This is a genomic window from Arcobacter sp. ISO1 (assembly GCF_058105185.1).
The window spans coordinates 1,421,109-1,440,759 of sequence record NZ_CM176573.1; the positions used below are offsets into that span (position 1 = coordinate 1,421,109).

22 protein-coding genes are annotated in these 19,651 nt (G+C 29.2%); 19 read left to right on the plus strand and 3 right to left on the minus strand.

Going from position 1 to position 19,651, the window contains the following annotated elements; all coding sequences use genetic code 11:
* Nucleotide 1: 1 nt before the first annotated feature.
* From AC2TY9_RS07010 to rimM, 8 genes are all read left to right on the plus strand, one after another.
* Nucleotides 2-757, plus strand: a complete 756-nt coding sequence (locus tag AC2TY9_RS07010) for a Nif3-like dinuclear metal center hexameric protein (protein WP_489780231.1) — start codon at nucleotides 2-4, stop codon at nucleotides 755-757.
* Nucleotides 750-1,469 (plus strand): zinc ribbon domain-containing protein, encoded by a 720-nt coding sequence (locus AC2TY9_RS07015; protein ID WP_489780232.1) that lies wholly within the window; start codon nucleotides 750-752, stop codon nucleotides 1,467-1,469. Before AC2TY9_RS07010 ends, AC2TY9_RS07015 begins: the two co-directional genes overlap by 8 nt.
* Nucleotides 1,469-2,617, plus strand: a complete 1,149-nt coding sequence (gene waaA / locus AC2TY9_RS07020) for a lipid IV(A) 3-deoxy-D-manno-octulosonic acid transferase (RefSeq protein WP_489780408.1) — start codon at nucleotides 1,469-1,471, stop codon at nucleotides 2,615-2,617. The genes AC2TY9_RS07015 and waaA overlap by 1 nt, the downstream gene beginning before the upstream one ends.
* Nucleotides 2,618-3,367 (plus strand): pseudouridine synthase family protein, encoded by a 750-nt coding sequence (locus AC2TY9_RS07025; RefSeq protein WP_489780233.1) that lies wholly within the window; start codon nucleotides 2,618-2,620, stop codon nucleotides 3,365-3,367.
* Nucleotides 3,368-3,517: 150 nt separating this feature from the next.
* Nucleotides 3,518-4,879 (plus strand): signal recognition particle protein, encoded by a 1,362-nt coding sequence (gene ffh, locus AC2TY9_RS07030; RefSeq protein WP_489780234.1) that lies wholly within the window; start codon nucleotides 3,518-3,520, stop codon nucleotides 4,877-4,879.
* Between the two features lie 93 nt (nucleotides 4,880-4,972).
* On the plus strand, nucleotides 4,973-5,203 hold the full coding sequence (gene rpsP, locus AC2TY9_RS07035; protein ID WP_489780235.1) for a 30S ribosomal protein S16: 231 nt from the start codon (nucleotides 4,973-4,975) through the stop codon (nucleotides 5,201-5,203).
* Nucleotides 5,204-5,223: 20 nt separating this feature from the next.
* On the plus strand, nucleotides 5,224-5,466 hold the full coding sequence (locus tag AC2TY9_RS07040; protein ID WP_138153275.1) for a KH domain-containing protein: 243 nt from the start codon (nucleotides 5,224-5,226) through the stop codon (nucleotides 5,464-5,466).
* 10 nt (nucleotides 5,467-5,476) lie between these two features.
* A complete protein-coding gene (gene rimM, locus AC2TY9_RS07045; protein WP_489780236.1) occupies nucleotides 5,477-6,007 on the plus strand; it encodes a ribosome maturation factor RimM in 531 nt (176 codons plus the stop codon).
* A gap of 6 nt (nucleotides 6,008-6,013) precedes the next feature.
* On the opposite strand, the gene AC2TY9_RS07050 is transcribed toward rimM, so the two are convergent.
* From AC2TY9_RS07050 to flgG, 3 genes are read right to left on the minus strand one after another with little or no spacing between them, the layout of a single operon-like run.
* The gene (locus tag AC2TY9_RS07050) at nucleotides 6,014-7,186 is read right to left on the minus strand and encodes a flagellar basal body-associated FliL family protein (RefSeq protein ID WP_489780237.1); all 1,173 of its coding nucleotides are present in this window, start codon (nucleotides 7,184-7,186) and stop codon (nucleotides 6,014-6,016) included.
* Nucleotides 7,179-7,622: a hypothetical protein gene (locus AC2TY9_RS07055; protein ID WP_489780238.1), complete on the minus strand. Its 444-nt coding sequence runs from the start codon at nucleotides 7,620-7,622 to the stop codon at nucleotides 7,179-7,181. The genes AC2TY9_RS07050 and AC2TY9_RS07055 overlap by 8 nt, the downstream gene beginning before the upstream one ends.
* Nucleotides 7,623-7,638: 16 nt before the next feature.
* On the minus strand, nucleotides 7,639-8,427 hold the full coding sequence (gene flgG, locus AC2TY9_RS07060) for a flagellar basal-body rod protein FlgG (RefSeq protein WP_489780239.1): 789 nt from the start codon (nucleotides 8,425-8,427) through the stop codon (nucleotides 7,639-7,641).
* Between the two features lie 156 nt (nucleotides 8,428-8,583).
* Here flgG and AC2TY9_RS07065 point away from each other — a divergent pair, with 156 nt between their 5' ends.
* From AC2TY9_RS07065 to AC2TY9_RS07115, 11 genes are all read left to right on the plus strand, one after another.
* Nucleotides 8,584-8,955 (plus strand): response regulator, encoded by a 372-nt coding sequence (locus tag AC2TY9_RS07065; RefSeq protein WP_489780240.1) that lies wholly within the window; start codon nucleotides 8,584-8,586, stop codon nucleotides 8,953-8,955.
* Between the two features lie 32 nt (nucleotides 8,956-8,987).
* Nucleotides 8,988-10,037, plus strand: coding sequence for a hypothetical protein (locus AC2TY9_RS07070; protein ID WP_489780241.1), 1,050 nt, complete (start codon nucleotides 8,988-8,990; stop codon nucleotides 10,035-10,037).
* Between the two features lie 12 nt (nucleotides 10,038-10,049).
* Nucleotides 10,050-10,778 carry a flagellar hook-basal body protein gene (locus tag AC2TY9_RS07075; protein ID WP_489780242.1) on the plus strand — a complete coding sequence of 243 codons (729 nt, stop codon included), beginning with the start codon at nucleotides 10,050-10,052 and terminating at the stop codon, nucleotides 10,776-10,778.
* A complete protein-coding gene (gene flgB / locus AC2TY9_RS07080) occupies nucleotides 10,778-11,185 on the plus strand; it encodes a flagellar basal body rod protein FlgB (protein ID WP_489780243.1) in 408 nt (135 codons plus the stop codon). The genes AC2TY9_RS07075 and flgB overlap by 1 nt, the downstream gene beginning before the upstream one ends.
* A gap of 16 nt (nucleotides 11,186-11,201) precedes the next feature.
* Nucleotides 11,202-12,938 carry a flagellar basal-body MS-ring/collar protein FliF gene (gene fliF, locus AC2TY9_RS07085; protein WP_489780244.1) on the plus strand — a complete coding sequence of 579 codons (1,737 nt, stop codon included), beginning with the start codon at nucleotides 11,202-11,204 and terminating at the stop codon, nucleotides 12,936-12,938.
* 8 nt (nucleotides 12,939-12,946) lie between these two features.
* Entirely contained in the window at nucleotides 12,947-13,951 is a 1,005-nt protein-coding gene (gene fliG, locus AC2TY9_RS07090) for a flagellar motor switch protein FliG (RefSeq protein WP_489780245.1), read from the plus strand.
* Between the two features lie 2 nt (nucleotides 13,952-13,953).
* Nucleotides 13,954-14,619, plus strand: a complete 666-nt coding sequence (locus tag AC2TY9_RS07095; protein ID WP_489780246.1) for a FliH/SctL family protein — start codon at nucleotides 13,954-13,956, stop codon at nucleotides 14,617-14,619.
* Nucleotides 14,620-14,709: 90 nt separating this feature from the next.
* Nucleotides 14,710-14,997 (plus strand): FliM/FliN family flagellar motor switch protein, encoded by a 288-nt coding sequence (locus AC2TY9_RS07100; RefSeq protein ID WP_489780247.1) that lies wholly within the window; start codon nucleotides 14,710-14,712, stop codon nucleotides 14,995-14,997.
* A 9-nt stretch (nucleotides 14,998-15,006) separates the two neighbouring features.
* A complete protein-coding gene (locus AC2TY9_RS07105) occupies nucleotides 15,007-15,678 on the plus strand; it encodes a flagellar hook assembly protein FlgD (protein ID WP_489780248.1) in 672 nt (223 codons plus the stop codon).
* Between the two features lie 9 nt (nucleotides 15,679-15,687).
* Nucleotides 15,688-17,133: a flagellar hook-basal body complex protein gene (locus tag AC2TY9_RS07110; RefSeq protein ID WP_489780249.1), complete on the plus strand. Its 1,446-nt coding sequence runs from the start codon at nucleotides 15,688-15,690 to the stop codon at nucleotides 17,131-17,133.
* A gap of 102 nt (nucleotides 17,134-17,235) precedes the next feature.
* Nucleotides 17,236-19,635 (plus strand): flagellar hook-basal body complex protein, encoded by a 2,400-nt coding sequence (locus AC2TY9_RS07115; protein ID WP_489780250.1) that lies wholly within the window; start codon nucleotides 17,236-17,238, stop codon nucleotides 19,633-19,635.
* Nucleotides 19,636-19,651: the final 16 nt, after the last annotated feature.

Consider the following 19,651-nt stretch of genomic DNA (forward strand, 5'->3'; position numbering starts at 1 on the left):
TATGAAATTAAAAGAGATCTATAATTTTTTAGATGAATTATCACCCTTTGAATTACAAGAGAAATGGGATAATTCAGGATTATTGGTTGGAAGTTTAGAAGATGAAATATCAAAAGTTTATGTTTCAATTGATTTAGATGAAGAGAACCTAAATCAAATGGATGAAAACTCTTTAGTAATTACTCATCATCCTTTAATCTTTTCACCTTTAAAAAAAGTAAATTATGATTCTTATAGTACTAAGTTACTAAAAATCTTGATTCAAAAAAATATTGCACTTATATCGATGCATACAAATATAGATACTACTCACTTAAATAAATATGTTGCACATGAAATTTTAGGTCTTGATGTAATTGAGAGTGAAGGCTATATTTGTTATGCAAAGGTTAATGATACATTTTCAAATTTTGCCAATGATATTTCTAAAAGATTAGGTTTAGAGTATATTAAATATGTAAAATGTAATGAAAAAGTTGAAAAGGTTGCACTTATAACAGGTGCCGGTATGTCTTTAATATCTCAAGTTGATGCAGATTGTTTTCTAACTGGGGATATTAAATATCATGATGCTATGGAAGCAAAAGCAAGAGGTATATCATTAATTGATATAAGACACTATGAAAGTGAAAAACATTTTAGTCCCTTAATGATGGGATTAATTGAAGACTATTTGAAAAAAAATAAATTACAAGCTATAATTACAGCTTCGAAAAATCCATTTAAGTTTTGTACACAAGGAGAAACGGTTGAATAAATATCTAGAAGATTTGGTGAAATTATCAAAATATGACATTGCTATTAGTATGTTTGAACCAAAGATAGAGAATGAGAAAGCAAAATTATCTACATTTGTTGAAGTAGCAGAGTCTATTAAATCACAAATTAATGATACATATGCACAAATAGATGATGTAAAATCAAAAAGAACAAAAAACAATATTCACTTAGCAGAATTAAAAACTAAGCTAGAAGATATTTCTAAAAAGAATAATGAAGTATCAAATGAAAAAGAATTAAAAGCTTTACAACTTGAAGAAGAGATTGCTAAAGAACAAGTTTCATTTGCAAATGAAGAGATTATTAGATTAGATGAAATTGCAGCAGCTAAAGAGGAAGAGTTAAAAGAACTTCAAGGGAAATTAACTGAAGAAGAAGAATCAATCAAAGAGATTCAAGTTGCAGTTGATAATTCTATTGAAGAAATTAACAAAGAAAGAAATAATGTATCTCAAGAAAGAGGTCAATTATTAGAAAAATTTGATAAGAAGATTTTAACTTTCTATGAAAAAATTAGAAGATGGGCTAAAGATTCAGCAGTAGTTCCAGTAAAAGACCAAGCTTGTTATGGATGTTTTATGAAAATTAATGATAAAACTTATTCTGAGGTAATTAAATCAGAAGAGATTATAAACTGTCCTCATTGTGGAAGAATTCTATACAAAGAAGAAGAAACTGAAGAGGCTTAATATTGAGCCTCTTTTCTTATATCTACTATCTATTATTAATATTAGTTTATATATTAGCAATCCCTTTTTTATTATTTAAATCAAGAAAAGACAAGTATAAAGTAGCAATTCCTTCAAAGTTTTTTTTTAGGAATAATCCTTCCTTTGAAGAAGAAGGTATCTGGTTTCATACTTGCTCAATGGGTGAAACAAAAGCAATAAAACCATTAGTTGAAAATCTCACTAATACGGTAAATCTTTCAGTTATTACAAACACAGGTTTTCAAGAGGCAAAAAAATTAACAAAGAATGTAAGGTATTTACCTTTTGAAATTTTTCTTCCTTTTTGGATAAAAAAACAAAAAGCTTTAGTTGTCATGGAAGCAGAACTTTGGTATTTACTTTTTTTATTTGCAAAAAAAAGAGGGGCAAAAACATTTTTAATAAATGCTAGGATCTCTGATAAATCCTATGGCTCTTATAAAAGGTTTTCTTTCTTTTATAAAAAAATATTTGAAAATGTGGATAAGGTTTTTGCTCAAACAATTACAGATAAAAAACGTTTAGAGGAACTTGGTGCAAAAAATATTCAAGTTATAGGAAATATAAAGTTAGCACTTCTTCCAAAGGTTACAAAAGAGTATAAAAAACCAAGTGATATTCTAATCACTGCAGGTAGTACACATGAAAATGAAGAGAATCTAATATTAGAGTCTTATAAAAGAGAATTTGGAAAACTAGTTATTGTCCCAAGACATCCAGAAAGATTTGAAAAAGTTGATAAACTTATAAAAGAGTATCTTAAAGATAGAAATTTATCGTATAATAGGTTTAGTCAAAACAATAGTTTTGATTGTGATATTACATTAGTTGATACTTTAGGTGAGTTAAATAATATATATTCAATTTCAGATGTTGTTATTCTTGGTGGAGCCTTTGAAAATATAGGTGGGCATAATCCAGTAGAACCAGCATATTTTGGATGTAAATTAATTAGTGGAAAAAATATTTTCAATCAACATTCTTTATTTGAGTGCGTTGAAAATTATAAAATAATAGAAAATGATGAATTAAAAGAAACATTAGAAAATTTAAAAAATTTAGAAAAATCTTCTTTAAGACAAAAAGGTGATATAAAACCTATTCTAGAAGAATTAAAAGGAATATAAATGGCTGAATACGACAAGGCATACAAAGTATTAGCAAAACAAGAGGGAATTTCAAATTCAAAGGCAAAAGAGTTAATTGATAAAGGTTTAGTAAGAGCAATGGGAAGAAAAGTTGTTATTGCTAGAGCTGATGTACCAACTGATATGAAATTTTCAGTAAAAGAGTTAGCTCCAATAAAAGTGATATTTCAAGATGATGATATATTAGCTTTAGATAAACCTTGTTTTATGACAAGTGATGAAGTTGCACGTAAATTTCCTAACTTTATTATGTTAAATAGACTTGATAAAGAAACAAGTGGTGTAATGCTTTTTGCTAAAAATGAAGAATTCCAGAAAAAAGCTATAAAAGAGTTTAAAGCAAATAATGTTTATAAAGAATATGTTGCTATTGTTGATGGAAAAGTTATTGAAGAGATTGAAATTGATAAACCAATTTTAACTACAAAAGATAGAGGACAAGCAAAGTCAAAAGTTGACAAAAAAGGTAAACCTGCTAAATCAACTGTTTATCCAATGCTTGTTGAAGGTAATAAATCAAAAGTAAAAATTGTGATTGATACAGGTAGAACTCACCAAATTAGAGTTCATTTAAATTATGCAGGACTTCCAATTATTGGAGATGCTATTTATGGTAAGGCAGCTGCTAATATAAATAGAGTTCTTTTACACTCAAAAAGAACTAAAATATTTGATTATGATTTTGAAGCTCGTGAACCAAGAGAGTTTAAAGTGTATGACTTTAATTAATTTTTAAGCTTTCTGAAAATAAGAAGTCCCATTAAATGGGATTTCTAAAATACTTATAAATTAAATATAACTTAAATTTATACCCATTTAAACTTACTTAAAGAAAAAAAAGAGTATTATCCACAAAATTTAAAAATAGTGGAGTTAATTTTGTTTGATTCAATAACCGGTTCGATAAAAAATGCAGTAAATAAAATTAGACATAAAGATGATGTTGCCTCATTAAAAAAAGCAATAACAGAATTAAAAAAATCACTTTTAAAAGCTGATGTTCATCATAAAACTACAAAAGAATTAATAACTGCAATTGAATTAGAAACAAAAAGATTAGGAATAGGACAAGACTCATTTCTAAAAGCATTAAGAACTGAATTAACAAATGTATTAACTACTGAAGGAAATCAAGGTTTTGTTTTCTCTAGTACTCCTCCCACAACTATTTTAATGACAGGACTTCAAGGTTCTGGTAAAACAACAACAACAGGTAAATTAGCAAACTATTTAAAACTTAGAAAGAAAAAAGTTTTAGTTGCAGCTGCCGATTTACAAAGATTAGCTGCAGTTGAACAGTTAAAACAAATTGCTGCTCAAGTTGAAGTTGACATATATTATGATGATAATGAAAAAGATCCTGTAAAAATTGCTCTTGCTGCAAAAGAAAAAGCAACTAAAGAATTATATGATGTTCTTTTAATAGATACAGCTGGACGACTTGCAATTGACGAAGAGTTGATGCTTCAATTAGAAAATGTTAGAAACAAAGTTAATCCTGATGAGATTTTTTATGTTGCTGATTCTTTAACAGGGCATGATGCAACTAAAACTGCAACAACATTTAAAGAAAAAATTGGTATTGATGGAGTGATTCTATCTAAATATGATGGTGACACAAAAGGTGGTGTTGCTATTTCAATTGCTCATCAAGTTGGTGTTCCATTAAGATTTATTGGTATTGGTGAAAAGATGCCAGATCTAGAAGTATTTATTCCTGATAGAATTGTTTCTAGACTTATGGGTGCAGGAGATATTGAAGGTCTTGCAGAAAAAACTTCAGCAGTAATCGATGAGAAAAAAGCAAAAGCTGTAACTAAGAAAATTAAAAAAGGTGAATTTAATTTTAATGACTTTTTAGATCAATTATCAATGATGAGTAAATTAGGTTCAATGAAATCTATTATTGGCATGATTCCTGGTCTTTCAGGTATGTCGAGTCAATTAAAAGATATGGATTTAGAAAATTCAGATGAGATTAAAAATATTAAAGCTTTAATTAGTTCTATGACTCCAAAAGAAAGAGAAACACCAAGCTTAATGAATCCAAGCAGAAAGAAAAGAATTGCCAAAGGTTGTGGTCTTTCAGAGGTTCAAATCAATAAAATACTTAAGCAGTTTAAAAATGCTTCTAAAATGGCAAAAAAACTTTCATCAAAAGGTGGGATGAAAGGTATGCAAAACATGCTTAATCAAATGCAAGGACAGGGTGGTCCTGGAGGACTTAATTTACCAAAATAGGTAAAATTACATTAGTATTGAGTTGTAAACTTACGATTATATTGAAGTTGAGTTTAGAATTCAATACTAAGAAAAATAACAAGGAAAGAAAAAATGACAGTAATTAGATTAACAAGAATGGGAAGAAACAAAAAACCATTTTATAGAATAGTTGTAACAGACTCAAGAAAAAGAAGAGATTCTGGTTGGATTGAATCAATTGGATATTATAACCCAGTTTCTGAACCAAAAGTATTAAAAATTGATGAAGAGAGATATGACTATTGGTTAGGTGTTGGAGCTAAACCATCTGAAAAAGTTAAAAAATTAGCATCTCAAAAGTAATTTTATTATAGAATGATAGCATGATTACAAATTTTATAGAGAACTACGCAAAACTTATTGTTAGTAAACCTAATGATATTACTATAAGTACAAATAAAGTAGATGATACATTTACTGAGATTACAATAAAAGCAGACTCTGCAGATATTGGAAAACTTATTGGGAAAAACGGAAATATGATTAATGCTTTAAAAACTATGGCTAATGGTTGTAAAGCAAAAGATGGTGTATCTTATAAAATACAAGTTCTTGCGAACTCTTAATTAACAAGTTATGACTGATAAAATTTATGTTGCAAAATTAGGAAAGGCAGTTGGTCTGAAAGGTCATTTAAGACTTATCATTGACTCTGACTTTCCTGAGCAATTTAAAAAAGGTGTAACTTTCACTACAAATAAAAAGACAACTCTTAAGGTATCAGAATATATTCCTTCGCGGGATTTAATTAAATTTGAAAATTATGATGATATGGATATTGCTAAAAAGTTAACAAATCAACAACTTTATACGTCGATTGAAGAAACAAAAAGTAATTGTCAACTTGATCAGAATGAATTTTTTTGGTTTGATATTGTTGGATGTAAAGTTTTTGAAGATGGAAAAAAATTAGGTACTGTAAAAGAGATGCATAGGTTTCCCCTTGATGATTATATGGAAATTACTACAGATGAATCATTAGTAAATGAAAATCTTCCTAAAAACTTTCTAATACCTTTTAACTTTGAAAATTATATTGTTGATGTTGATATTGATAATAAAAAAATAGAAGTTAAAAACTCTTTTGAAATATTAGAAAACTCGTAAAAGCTTCTAATATTTACATCTTTTTTCATACTCTTCTTGCGTGAAGTCTACAGAATATGAATATTTAAAACCATTTTCAAGTAAATTATTTAAAACTTTTTCCCTCTCATTATTTGAATAATATGGGCCAAAATAGATCTCTACTCTATTTTTATTATCTCTACATAAAGATACATTTTTATCTATTTTAGTTATTTTATCTAGAAATGATTTATATAACTCCCCTTCAATAGTAGCAACATTTATAAATGATAAAAAGTTATTAATCTGTTTAGTTTCTTCAAATTCTTGCTTATAAGCTTCTTCAGAATATAAATCTTCTTCTTGGTTTTCTTCTTCTGCTATTGATTCTTTTTGAGTTTGATTTTCTTCAGTGTTACTCTCTAGATTTTGTATAGGATTAGCTGAATTGTTTTCTAAACTATTTAATAATTCATTTTTCTTCTTCTCGAACTCTTTTGAAGCTTGCTCCTGAAGTTTTAAGAAGTTTTCTTGCTCTTGTTTGATTTTATCTTGTTGCTCTTTTAAGGCTTGTTTCTCTGCTTCTATTTTTGCAAATTGTGCCGCTAATTTAGCTTCTTCTTTCTTTTTCTTTTCTTCAATAGCTTTTTGTTCAGCTTCTTTTTTCTTTCTTTCTTCTTCTTTTATTCTTTCTTCTTCTGCCTCTAGTTCTTCTTTGTTCATTATTTCTGTTTTAGTTAATCGTGTAAGTTTTTTATTAAGAGATTTTTTATTAATTTCATCTTCATCAAAAACAATTTCAGGTTTAGGTTTCTTTTCTACAACTTGTTCAACTTTTTTTACAGGTTCAGGATCAAAAAAACCAGTGAAATATAAAATAATACCAACTATAAGGATTAAAACTAAAGCTGAGATTACACCAATAAGTATTTTTTGTAGTTTAGATTGCTTTTTTTGAACAGGAATTTCATCAGCATTGGTATTCTCTTTTTTTGATGAAAGTTCAGCGTCATCTTTATCTTCATTTTCTATTACATTTTCATTTGTTTTTTCTATTTGTTCATTTGTTGCATTATTTGATTCTTTAGATGTGTCATTTATGCTATCTGTATTATCATCTTTTATTGTAAGCTCTTCTAAAGCTGCTTTATCAGAAATATCATTACTTGCTTCAAGTGATAATTCTTCTATAATCTCTTCATCTGTTTTTTCAGCCATTGTTTTCTTCTTTTAGTGATTTTCTTTTTTCTTTTTGTTTATCTAAAATTTTTTGCTTATTTTTTTTGTAATATTCTTTTCTATACTCTTTTAATTGCTCTTTTTTCTTTTCTCTATATTCTTTATCATATTCTAATCTTTTCTCTCGATTTTTTTGATAATAAGTTTGTTTTCTTTCACGATACTCTTCTATTTTTTGAACAATTTGATCTTTTCTATCATCAATATGAGCTTTTTGTTTTTTTGCAATTAATTTGATATTTTTTGCAAAATTTTCACTATTAAGTTCTTGTGAGTAATCAATCTCTTTATAATTTTTGTATTTAGTATGAGTACTTTTTTCTTTACTTTTTAAATAGTACTCTCTTTTTTTGTTTTTATGCTTCTTAAAGTTTTCTTCTCGAAGTTTTTTTAGCTCTTCTAAATTTAGTGACATGAAGCTAATTTAGAAATTATCTTTTCAATGTATTAACAGTATCAAGCATACTATCAGCAGTTGTTATTGCTTTCGAGTTTGCTTCATAGGCTCTTTGTGCAGTAATTAAATCAACCATTTCATTAACTAATTTTACATTTGATAATTCAACCATACCTTGGTTGATTGAGCCAAATTGATCTTCTGTTGCTACTCCTTCAATAGGTTCACCTGAAGCTTCACTTACTCTAAATAAAGATTCACCTGTTGGTGTTAGACCTGCTGGATTGATAAAATCTACAAGCGTAATTTGCCCAAGATTAGTAACTGCTCCTGTAGTAGGGTCTTCTGCAGTAACTGTCCCATCACTACCAATTGAAAGATTAGTTAAGTTTTCAGGAATAGTTATTTGAGGTTCTAAAAGGTATCCATTTCCATTTACAATATTCCCTTCGGCATCAAGCTTAAAAGCTCCATTTCTTGTGTACCCAATCTCACCATCAGGCATAGTTACTTGGAAAAAACCGTTTCCTTCAATAGCTAAATCAAGGGTATTTGAAGTTAATTTTAAATCACCTTGCAAAAAGTTTTTCTGGATACCAGAAACTCTTACTCCAAGTCCAACATCCATACCTGTTGGGTTTGTAGATATCTCTGATGTTTGTCCTGCTGTGAAGTTCAAAGATTCATACATCAAGTCTTGAAATTCTGCTCTATCTTGTTTGAATCCCATTGTATTAACATTTGCTATATTGTTTGATGTTACATCAATACTATGTTGATTTGCAGTCATTCCTGTTGCAGCTGTGTATAAACCTCTAATCATAGCTTTACCCTTTTTACTAATTTCTTAGATTATATTTAAAGAATTTTTAAAATTAGATAAAATGATAATTTTATTAAGAATGATATTAAGTGTAAATTTAAAACAAATAATATATAATAATGGGATTTTGAGAATAGTTTAAAAAAAGGTATAAATATGAGAATTTTAATAGTTGACGATAGCTCCACTATGAGAAGGATTATAGGTAATGTTGTAATGCAACTTGGTTATTCAAAAGAAGAATTTGATGAAGCTGAAGATGGTGTTAAAGCATGGAAATTGTTAACTGAAATGCAGTATGATATTATCTTAACTGACTGGAACATGCCAAACATGAATGGACTTGATTTAGTTAAAAAAACTAGATCTGAGGGGAACCATCAGAAAACTCCAATTATTATGATTACTACAGAAGGTGGTAAAGGAGAGGTTATTACAGCACTTAAAGCTGGGGTAAACAATTATATTGTTAAGCCATTTAATGCACAAATTTTAAAAGAAAAACTTGACGGAGTTTTAAAAAAATAAATAATTTCAATTAACGAGGTGTTGTTATGAGTATGAGTCAAGAAGAAATAGAATCGTTGATGAATGGCTTAGATTTCAATGAGGGTGAATCAGAAGAACAGACTAATGAAGAGGTTGAATCCCATGAAACTATGTCCGAAGACGATATTAATAAATTAATAGAAGAAACTGAAGAATCTTCAAGTGAACCAGTTCCATCAGATATTGCAAAAGATGAAAGTATAGATGAAATACTTTCTAGTTTAGAGTCTTCTCAAGATGAAGATGAGAATACTAGTCATGAAGAAACAAATATTGATGATATTTTAAAAGAATTAGATGGTGGTAATAACGATGATGATATTTCTGAAGACAAAATTGTTGAGGATATAAAAGTTGAATCAACTACTCAAGCACCTGAAGAAAACTTCGATGATATTTTAAATTCAATTGAAGGTATTAATGAAGAAACTACCCTTGAAGAAACACCTTATGTTCAACCACAAATTGAAACTCCTTCAAAGAAAGATGAAGATGAAGATGATAATCTAGATTATAAAATTAATTCTGGAGTTTTTCCTTTTCCTGTTGAAGAGGATACAAAAGTTGTAAACCAATTAAGTGCAGTTGCAAGTGACTCAGAAGAGAAGGCAACAAAGATTTTTGATGTATTAAGTAATATATTAGATTATAACAATGCGATTCAAAATGATATACAAGCTCTAAGTGTTTTTAATGAAAAACAATTAGCAATGTTATCTTCTTTAAGTCAGAAATTTCCAAATATTAATGCTTTTCAACAAAATTTAGAACAAGCAAATCAAATGGCAGCATATATAAATGATGCAAATGAAAAAATAAATGATGGAAGTACAGAGATATTTCAAGCAATGGAATTGATGCAATATCATGATATCAACAGACAAAAGATTGAAAGAGTAATGTCGGTAATTAGGAAATTATCATCATACTTAAATAATCTATTTGAAGATGAAAACAATAGAGAAGAGGTTGCTATAGCTAAACATATTCATGGTGATAAAAATGATAATTTAGTTGGTGATGATGATTTAGAAGCATTAATCGCAGAATTTAACAAATAATAAGGAGAACAAATGAATCAAGGTACTTACCCACTAGCTGCTTCAATGATTAATCAAATCAATAGAATTGATATGATTTCTAATAACTTAGCAAACAGTACAACAAATGGTTTTAAGCAAGAGGGTACAAGTGAAGGTTCATTTAATTATTATTTACAAAGAGCTAGAAATGAAGGGTTTGCCCCTACAAAAATAAATGAAGTTACAAATACAATACCAAAAATGGATACAAAATTTGTAAATGAAGAAAAAGGTGCAATTGTAACTACAGGTAATACTTTAGATTTTTCATTAAGTCAATCAGATACATTTTTTAGGATTCAAGATGAAAGTGGAGAGATAGTTTACACTAGAGATGGAGCTTTTAAAATTAATGCAGAGGGTTTACTTGTTGATTCCAATGGACAATATGTTTTGAGTGTTGATAATGAAGCAATTGCAGTTGAAGAGGAAGGATTTATTAATCAGATTTCAGTCGCAAAAATTGATTTTAATGAATTAGAAAAATTTAAAGACAATAACTTTAAAGAGAAAGAAGATGGAGCCTTTGTTCAAGTTTTTGAGAATAATGATGGACAATTAAGACAAGGATCTATTGAAAAATCAAATGTTAATAGTGTATCTACAATGGTAGAATTAATAGACGCCCATAGACGTTTTGATCAAGCACAAAGAGCTGTAAAAACAATTGATGAGTTAAATGGAAGCTTAATAGAAAAAATAGGAAGTAACACTAAATAATGAAACCTAGTACTGTAACAGATTTACTTTTTAATCAGTTAAGTTTTAGAAGTGATAGACAAAAAGTAATTTCAAGTAATATTGCAAATATAAATACTCCTGGATATAAAACAAAAGAATTAGTTTTTGAACATGAATTAAAAAAAGTTGATTTGGGTAAAGATTTACAAATGTCAAAAACAAATTCAATGCATATGAGTGGGTTAAATGAAACTTCTAACAAAAATCAAGCTAAACTTACACAAGTAAAAGGTTTAGAAGAACAAACAGATGGCAACAATGTAAATTTAGATACTCAAATGAGTGAGATGTCAAAAAATAAAATGATTTTTGATGCATTACAATCATCTATTACAAAGGATTCAAGATTGTTTAGATCTGTAATTGAATCATCACAAAAAAATTAATTAGGATAATTTATATATGGATCAACTTTTAAAGTTTATTAACAATCTAAATGCTGCCCAAAGAGCTGTAATTATTGGGGGTTTTTCAGTATTATTTATACTTTTAATTGGATTGTTAGTTTACTCAAATATAAAAGCCCAAGATAAAAAATTAAATTATACCATTGCAACAAACTTAACAAAAAACCAAGTTATGTTAGCTTCAAATGAATTAGAAGCATCAGGTATTAAGTTTTCAGTTATAGGTAGTGGCGATAATTTAACATTAAAAACATCAAAAGACTTTGTTAATATTGCAAAAATAAAACTTGTTACTAGTGAAGCTGCTACAAGTAATCATGCAGGTTGGGAGATTTTTGAAAAATCATCTTTAGGAACTACAAATTTTGAAAATAAAGTTAAATACTTAAGAGCACTTGAGGGGGAATTATCTAGGTCTTTAGAATCTTTATCTGGAATTCTAAGAGCAAGTGTAAAAGTAGCAATTCCAAAAGAAACAATTTTTACAGAAAGAAAAACTGATCCAACTGCATCAGCTGTTATCTCATTAAAGCCTGGTGTTTTTTTAACACAAAAACAAATTGATGGGATTAAAAATTTCATTTCATCTGCTGTATCAAATTTAAAAGTTGAAAATATTCAATTAATTGATCAAGATGGAGCATTACTTCAAATGTCTTCGGATGATATGGAAAATCAAAAATCCCTTACACAAAATAAGTATAAACAAAAACTCGAAGAGGATTATGAAGATAAAATAGTTGCTTTACTTGAACCTTTTGTTGGTTTAGGGAGAGTTGTTGCAAGGGTTTCTTTAGATTTAGAATTTAAAAAAAGACATATTCAAGAAGAGATATATGAACCTGAAGGGACAATTAGAAGTCAACAAACAACAGAAAGCACAGCAAGTTCTACAGGAAATAATGGTCAAACTGGTGGGACAGCAGGAGTTGAAAACAATATTCAAACTCCAGATGGTGGAAATGGAAACCTTTCTAGTCAATCAAATAATGAGAGTGCAAAAACTATTACTAATTATGAAATTTCAAAAAAATTAATTGAAGAGAAAAGTAATAATTACTCACAAGTTAAAAGAGTTACAGCTGCAGTTACCTTTGATTCATCTATTTTAGCTGATGTCCAAAATAGAGATGAATTTTTAGCTTCAATTGAATCAGTTGTTCAAGATACAATTGGTTTTGATGAAAAAAGAGGTGATAAAATCACTGTAAGAGATTTTAAATTTTTAAATACAGTAGCAAATGGGAACCAACAAGTTGATGCCAATGGAAATACTGTAGAAAGTAATGCCTCTGATGGAGATGTTGTTGATACTTTAGCTATGGTAAAATCAATTTTAAGAGATTTTAGTGAATATTTTCAATATCTTATTGCGGCAATTTTGCTTTTTGTTTTTTATAAAAAATTTATAGTAAATCATGAAGTTGTTGTTATAGGTGAGAATGGACAGCCTCAAAAAATAGATAAAGATGGAAACCCAATTGATGAAAAATTTATGGATGAATTTTTATCTAATTACGAAGATGATTTTGATGCTTCAACTGCGCAAGGTAGGTTAAAAGCAAAAGTCAAAAGTCAAATCATGAATAATTTAGAAGGCTTAGATGAAGAAAATGCTGCAAAATATGAAGTATTAATTGAGGCTTTAGATAAAGAGATAAATAGTAACCCAGATGAGATAGCAAGAATGATAGAGTTGCTATTAACTGAGGGTAGTGGAAAGTTTAAATAAGGTTTAATATGGAAGAAGATGTAAAAGAGGTATTAAAAGGTATGTCAATGCTTGATAAGGTAGCACATTTTTGTGTTCTTATTGGGGAAGAGTCAACTGTTAAAATTTTTCAACATCTACCTAAGCAAATGGTAGAAGATATCTCAACACATATTACAATGATTAATTCTGTAGATAAGGAAACCTCTTTAGCTATTTTAGAAGAGTTTCATCTTTTCACTAGATCTAAAGCTTTTATTAGTTCTGGTGGGTATGATTATGCAAAAGATATTTTATATAAGTCTTTAGGAAAAAATGAAGCAGATGAGGTATTATCAAAACTATCTAGAATGAAGCTTGCAGCTCAATCATTTGCTTATTTAGATGGAATTAATCCTAAGCAATTATCTGACTTTATTAAAGACGAATCACCTCAGACAATAGCAGTTATTTTATCTCACTTAGATCCACCAAAAGCTGCTGAAGTTTTACAACAGCTAGAAGAGGATATAAAAGTTAAAGTTACTATGCAAATGGCAACTATTAAAGATGTTTCTCCTGATGTAGTTAGAACAATCTCTTTAGTATTAGAGAAGAAACTAGAGTCATTATTATCTTCTATTGTTGATGTTGGTGGTGTTAAAGTTGTTGCCGATATGCTTAATAGATTGGGACCAAAAGCTCAAGATATTCTTAAGAATATCAATGGGGTTGATACAACATTAGCAACAAAAATTAAAGAGAATATGTTTGTATTTGAAGATTTATTAAACTTAGAATCTGAATATATAATGAAAATTTTACAAAATGTTGATACTGCAGATGTAGCAGTTGCTATGAAAAATGCAACCGATGAAGATATGACAAAAATTACAGGTGCAATGTCTCAAAGAGCAAGTGAAAGATTTAAAGAAGAGTTTGAAATGTTAACAAAGGTTAAAATCAAAGATATTGAAGCAGCCCAAAGAAAAATGTTAGATGTCGCCCAAAAAATGATAGAAGAGGGTGTAATTGATAGAGATATGGATGAATAAAAATGGAAAAAAATAACGTATATTCAAGTGCAAAAATTGTAAATTCCAATGATGAAATTCAAAGTTATCAACTAGGTACTTTTGTTCAAAATGGAAAAGATGATGAACAAACAAATATTACACCAAACACAGGAATTGTAAATACACAAGCTTTAGTATCTTCTGAAGCTACCTTAAAAGAGGTTCAAAATTTAAGTGTTCAAATTCAACAACTTAATCAAAAAGTAACACTTCTTCAGCAAAATGGCTTAACTCAAAAAGATATTGATGATCAAGTTGTTCAAGCTATAAAAGACTTAAAACAATATGCAAACTTTTTCGAACAAGCAACTTTCCAAATGGAAACAAAACTTCTAAAAACCTCAATTGCAATTGCTCAAAAAATTATTGCAATAGAAGTTGGTGAAAACTCAGCTAATATCGCTAAACAAACTATAACACATCTATTTGAAAAAATAAAAAATGCTTCTAAAATTAGAATTCATTTAAACCCCAAAGATTATGAAATATTAAAAAATCAATTAAATCTAGAAAACCATATTGAGCTAGTAGATGATTCTAATGTTACAGCTGGTGGTGTGGTTATTGCAAGTGATCTTGGAAACTTTGATGGGAACATTGAATCAAAGGTTAGTACAATGCTTGAGTCACTTGACGTTATAGTTTAAAATCTCCTAATTTATAATTAAAATATTTAAATAACCAAAATTAATCTAATTTTATGGTATAATCTAGCAATATATAAAAAAAGTGTGCCTATGGAAATTACTGAAAGAGATTATGATTTATTAGTTGATACTGAGATTGTTGTTGATGTAATGCTTGGAAGTGCAAATATAACAATTAAAGAGTTTTTAGAGTTAAGTTCAGGAGATATATTATCCCTTGACAAACCAGCTGGTTCAGGTGGAGATATCTATGTCAACAAAAGAATTGTAGGAACAGGTGATATCATAGTAATTGATGAAAAACTTGCTGTAAGAGTTCAAGAAGCTATGGACTCAGACAATGTAGTTAGATATTTCTTTGAAGAAAATATGAGTTAGGAGTTAAATATGTCAGTGGATAATGTTACAGTTCAGTCAGCAACAGGGGTAGATGGAAGTTCATATACAACTTCTGTTAGTAATGATAAGTTAACAAATGAAGATTTTTTACAGTTGATGTTAACAGAATTAAAACTTCAAGACCCAACTGCTCCAATGGATTCACAAAGAATGATGGATACTCAAATGCAAATGTCTACGATTAATACGAATCTAAAGACAATTGAAACTATGGAAGCTTTAGCAAATACTTTTTCTCAATCTGCTCTTGCCAATGCTTCTAATGTAATTGGTAAAAATATTGAAGATGGAAATATTGGAGAAAATGGAGTTAATAAAGCTTATACCGTTAGATCTGTTGAAAGTCTAGACGGTGAAGTTACAGTTAATGCCCAACAAATCTTATATATTGAAGATCAAGTAAGAGATAAAGATGGCAATTATGTTTTTTATAATGTAAAAGGTGAGATATTAGATGAAGATGGTACACCTACAGGGAAAAAAGTTGCTCTAGAAGATCCGGGGAAAGTAATAATTAATGAAGAAGGCAATCCTGTAATATTAGATGAAAATAATGAAATCATTGAAGATTCAGAATATACAGTTGATGGAAGTGTTATGCCTATTTATTCAGATCAATTAACTTCGATCCCTTTTAACGCAATCACTAGAATATTTTAAAGGTTTAACATGATTAGTGGATTATGGAATGGTGTTACTGGTTTAAATACTTTTGAGAGAGCATTAAATACTCAGTCTAATAATGTTACAAACTCAAATACTATTGCCCATAAAAAAGATGATGTATCTTTTGAAGATTTAATGTATCAATCAAGATATGGTAAAGGTGTTCAAATTCAAAATGTAGAGAAAAACTTTGAACAAGGAAATTTAAAAGTAACCAATAACACACTTGACGTAGCAATTGATGGACAAGGTTTTTTCATTGTAAATGATGTAGAAACAGGGGAAACATTATACACAAGAGCTGGTAACTTTAAAATGGGAACGGATGGGACCTTACAAACTGCCTACGGTGATAAAATTTATGGAAGTCCTACAACTTTTTCAAATATAGTAAGTACTGATGGTACTCAAACTTACAATAATAATTACACAGAATTTATTGCAACAGAACCAATTAACGGAGTAGGTTTTTCAAGAACAATTAATGCAAAAGCTACAGATTATACAGCAACTGCAGTTGATACAGGAGTAAGTGGACAAGGTTTTAAAAGTTCAAGTGCTTTATTAAATGACATAAGAGAATTATCGGCAGAATACAATGTTCAATTAGATTTATATTCTGCAAACCCTGTAGATGGCACAGCATCAACCTCTCAAGTTACACAAGTTAGTTTTTCTGATTTTTCTACAGAGTTAACAAGTGGATATATTGAAGTTTATATTAATAATGACTCAATAAAACAACCCTTTGAAACTGATGCTCAAACAACTATGAATCTATTTGCTGATAAGATTTCAAATGTAGCTGGTATGAGTGCGACTGTTGATAGTACAGGACTTTTAACAATAAGTTCTTTGATTCCTGGTCGAGATAACAGAATAACAGGTGCTGCAATTAATTCAAATGGTTATGGTATAAATGAAATTGTTTCACCAGTTTCTGGGACAGGATATGCTGCTGTTAATAGTGTAAGGGATGCATTAAGAGATGCAATAGTTACTGCTGGTGGGGAGTTTTTAGAAGTAACTAATACAATTAATGATGCTGGTCCAACACTTGCAGGAGTAGGTGAACTTCAATTAAAACTTGATGATTTAAATATATCTGAAAATGTATTTGGAGTATTATCTATTGAAGATGGTCTTATCTTTGCAAAAGATCAAGATAATAAATTTTTGATTGGAAAATTAGAAACTGTTACATTTCAAAACCCTGAATCTTTAGAACCTCAGGGGGAAACTTTATATACTCTTGGTAAGGATACAGGAAATCCTTATAATGCTGATAACCTAAATACATTAACTGGTGGTTCAATAGAATTAAGTAATACAAACTTTAGTGAAAGTTTAGTTGATTTGATGGTTTATCAAAGAGCATTTGAAGCTAGTTCCAAATCAGTAACTACATCAGATGAGTTTTTAAGAACTGCAATTGAGATGAAAAAATAGTTTCATCTTAATTGTTTAAATATTAGTGCTTAAACATTTAATAAAGAGCATTAATATTTGAACATGTGAAAGTGTTTGAAAATTTATCTAAAAGGATAAATCATGATCGGAGCATTATGGACAGGAATCTCAGGACTTTCGTCTCATCAAACGGCGTTAGATAATGAGTCACACAATATAGCAAATGTAAATACAGTAGGTTATAAAGCATCTAGAATATCTTTTGCAGACCAAATGTACCAAGATAGAATTGGTAAAGGGTCTAAAATACTTGATGCAGAAAAATTATATGTACAAGGAAATCTAAAACTAACTGGAGTTGATTATGATATGGCTCTTAGTGGAGATGGATTTTTTACTGTTAAAAATAGTGTTTCTGGTGAAAACATGTATACTAGAGCAGGAAATCTTAGAATGGGTGATAATGGAACCTTACAAGATGCAGCTGGGAATGAGGTTCAAGGATGGGCTATGAGAGCCCTTGATCCAGGCCAAGATGTAGTAAGTACAAATCCTAATGTTGATATGTTTACAAATGATTATAGTAAATTATTAACATCAAAAGTTGTAAGTCACTCAACTTATATAGAAACAATTACAGCAAAAGCAACAGATTATACTGCTACAGCAAAAGCTGATTCTTCTACCATTTTTGATGGGGCTGGTGCAAAAAGTAAATCTGCAAAAATTGCAGATGTTGAAGCCCTTGTTTCAAATTACTCTTCTTGGTTATCAAAATTACAAGATGAACCAGATGGAGGAAGTGCAAGTTCAACTGCACAAATCTCTCAAGTAAACTTTAAATCTGGAAATGATGGTTTAATATCAAAAGATGGTGATCAGGTTTATGTTTATATTGATGGAAATAAATATTCACAAAACTATGTAGCTACAATTGCAACAGATGAATTTAAAGAAAGTTTTTTGGATACAACTACTGATAGTGGTTCAATGTCGTTAGCTAATAATGCTGGTACAAATGACCAAATTAGTATTGATACAGCTGAAAATAATGCAAAGTATGAGTTAACTATTGATGGTGAAACTGTATCTTATATCTCTGATGAAAATGCGACTGTTGCAGAAATAGTCCAAGGTTTATCTGACGCAATTACATCTAATACTGCATTAAATGCAACTTATAGCGGTACCCTTACAACAACTGCAACAACAGTTGAGTTAGGTATCTCTCCAACTTCAATAACAGAAGCTTCATATAGTAGTTCATTAACTATAAATGCAGATATTGCAGCAAGTAGAATTGCTACATATAAAGGTTTAGCAAATACCATTTCTGAAATATCTGGATTAAGAGCTTATACGGTTGATGAAAGTGATGTAACTGGAACTAATAATGATGTTCTTCAAGAAAGTGAATCATTTTCACTGTCTACTAGAAATACTGACATGATAAAAGGTATGATTCAGATTGAATCTTTAATTCCAGGTGAAACTTTTACTATTAGTGAAATAGGTGAATCATCAGGAAATAATACTGTTGCAGGATCTTACCAAACTGGTACAAATGCAATTGAAGGTTCAGGAGTAGGAGCTTTACAAAGTGCTAGAGATGCATTAGCTCAAGCAATTACAGGTAAACAACAAGATGTTTATACTCCATCTGACCTTGGATTAGATGGAAGTTCTATAGACTTTACTTATGGTATAACAATTTATGATAAAGATTTAGGGAAAATCATCCCAGTTCCAGGATTAAGTTCAACAACTCCCGAAACTCCATTAGATATTTTTATTAATAATGCAACATCAATTGATGATATAGTTGCAGCAATAAATGGAGATACTGCATACGATTATAAACTATCAAGCACTGGGGTTAATCAAACATCAAGTTCATTTAATCTATCAGATTATGTAGTTGCTAAAAATATCAATGGTAACCTTGTTATAGAAACACTTAATGAAAATTATGATGTAGAATTTAGTGGTTCGATGAAAACTAAAGGAGATGCTACTGATACTGTGGGTGCAAACATTACTTATATCGACTATACTCCATTAGATAAAAACAATGATTACAGTGGTAGACAAGGTGCTGGAGCTGAGTTTATTGAATTAATCAATACAATTGATCAAACAACTACACAAAGCTCTTTACAATTAAAACTTGATGCATTAGGAATTTCTGATTCTGCCTTTGGTGAATTTGCTGTTGATAGCTCAGGGGTAATTACTATGAAGCAAGATGGAGCTGAGTTTGCTATTGGTCAAATCTCTATTGCCTTATTTAACAACAATAGAGGATTAGAGCCATCGGGAGATAACCTATTAACAAAAACTAATGAATCTGGTGAGCCAATTTATAACTTAAATAATGACAAAACTGCTAAGATTGAAGGTCAAACATTAGAACTTTCTACAGCAGATTTAAGTGAGAGTTTAGTAAACTTAATGGTATTTCAAAGGGCGTTTGAAGCAAATGCTAAATCTATTACAACATCAGATGAGTTGTTAAATACTTTAATTAACTTAAAAAGATAATTTAATATAAGAGGGT

Excerpts from the sequence above, each read along its gene's own strand:
- flgG (WP_489780239.1), bottom strand. The coding sequence starts at position 8,427 with ATGATTAGAGGTTTATACACAGCTGCAACAGGAATGACTGCAAATCAA.
- rimM (WP_489780236.1), top strand. The coding sequence starts at position 5,477 with ATGACTGATAAAATTTATGTTGCAAAATTAGGAAAGGCAGTTGGTCTG.
- AC2TY9_RS07105 (WP_489780248.1), top strand. The coding sequence starts at position 15,007 with ATGTCAGTGGATAATGTTACAGTTCAGTCAGCAACAGGGGTAGATGGA.
- AC2TY9_RS07065 (WP_489780240.1), top strand. The coding sequence starts at position 8,584 with ATGAGAATTTTAATAGTTGACGATAGCTCCACTATGAGAAGGATTATA.
- AC2TY9_RS07075 (WP_489780242.1), top strand. The coding sequence starts at position 10,050 with ATGAATCAAGGTACTTACCCACTAGCTGCTTCAATGATTAATCAAATC.
- AC2TY9_RS07070 (WP_489780241.1), top strand. The coding sequence starts at position 8,988 with ATGAGTCAAGAAGAAATAGAATCGTTGATGAATGGCTTAGATTTCAAT.
- AC2TY9_RS07040 (WP_138153275.1), top strand. The coding sequence starts at position 5,224 with ATGATTACAAATTTTATAGAGAACTACGCAAAACTTATTGTTAGTAAA.
- AC2TY9_RS07095 (WP_489780246.1), top strand. The coding sequence starts at position 13,954 with ATGGAAAAAAATAACGTATATTCAAGTGCAAAAATTGTAAATTCCAAT.
- AC2TY9_RS07100 (WP_489780247.1), top strand. The coding sequence starts at position 14,710 with ATGGAAATTACTGAAAGAGATTATGATTTATTAGTTGATACTGAGATT.
- fliF (WP_489780244.1), top strand. The coding sequence starts at position 11,202 with ATGGATCAACTTTTAAAGTTTATTAACAATCTAAATGCTGCCCAAAGA.
- AC2TY9_RS07010 (WP_489780231.1), top strand. The coding sequence starts at position 2 with ATGAAATTAAAAGAGATCTATAATTTTTTAGATGAATTATCACCCTTT.
- AC2TY9_RS07110 (WP_489780249.1), top strand. The coding sequence starts at position 15,688 with ATGATTAGTGGATTATGGAATGGTGTTACTGGTTTAAATACTTTTGAG.
- AC2TY9_RS07055 (WP_489780238.1), bottom strand. The coding sequence starts at position 7,622 with ATGTCACTAAATTTAGAAGAGCTAAAAAAACTTCGAGAAGAAAACTTT.
- fliG (WP_489780245.1), top strand. The coding sequence starts at position 12,947 with ATGGAAGAAGATGTAAAAGAGGTATTAAAAGGTATGTCAATGCTTGAT.
- rpsP (WP_489780235.1), top strand. The coding sequence starts at position 4,973 with ATGACAGTAATTAGATTAACAAGAATGGGAAGAAACAAAAAACCATTT.
- AC2TY9_RS07115 (WP_489780250.1), top strand. The coding sequence starts at position 17,236 with ATGATCGGAGCATTATGGACAGGAATCTCAGGACTTTCGTCTCATCAA.
- AC2TY9_RS07025 (WP_489780233.1), top strand. The coding sequence starts at position 2,618 with ATGGCTGAATACGACAAGGCATACAAAGTATTAGCAAAACAAGAGGGA.
- flgB (WP_489780243.1), top strand. The coding sequence starts at position 10,778 with ATGAAACCTAGTACTGTAACAGATTTACTTTTTAATCAGTTAAGTTTT.
- AC2TY9_RS07050 (WP_489780237.1), bottom strand. The coding sequence starts at position 7,186 with ATGGCTGAAAAAACAGATGAAGAGATTATAGAAGAATTATCACTTGAA.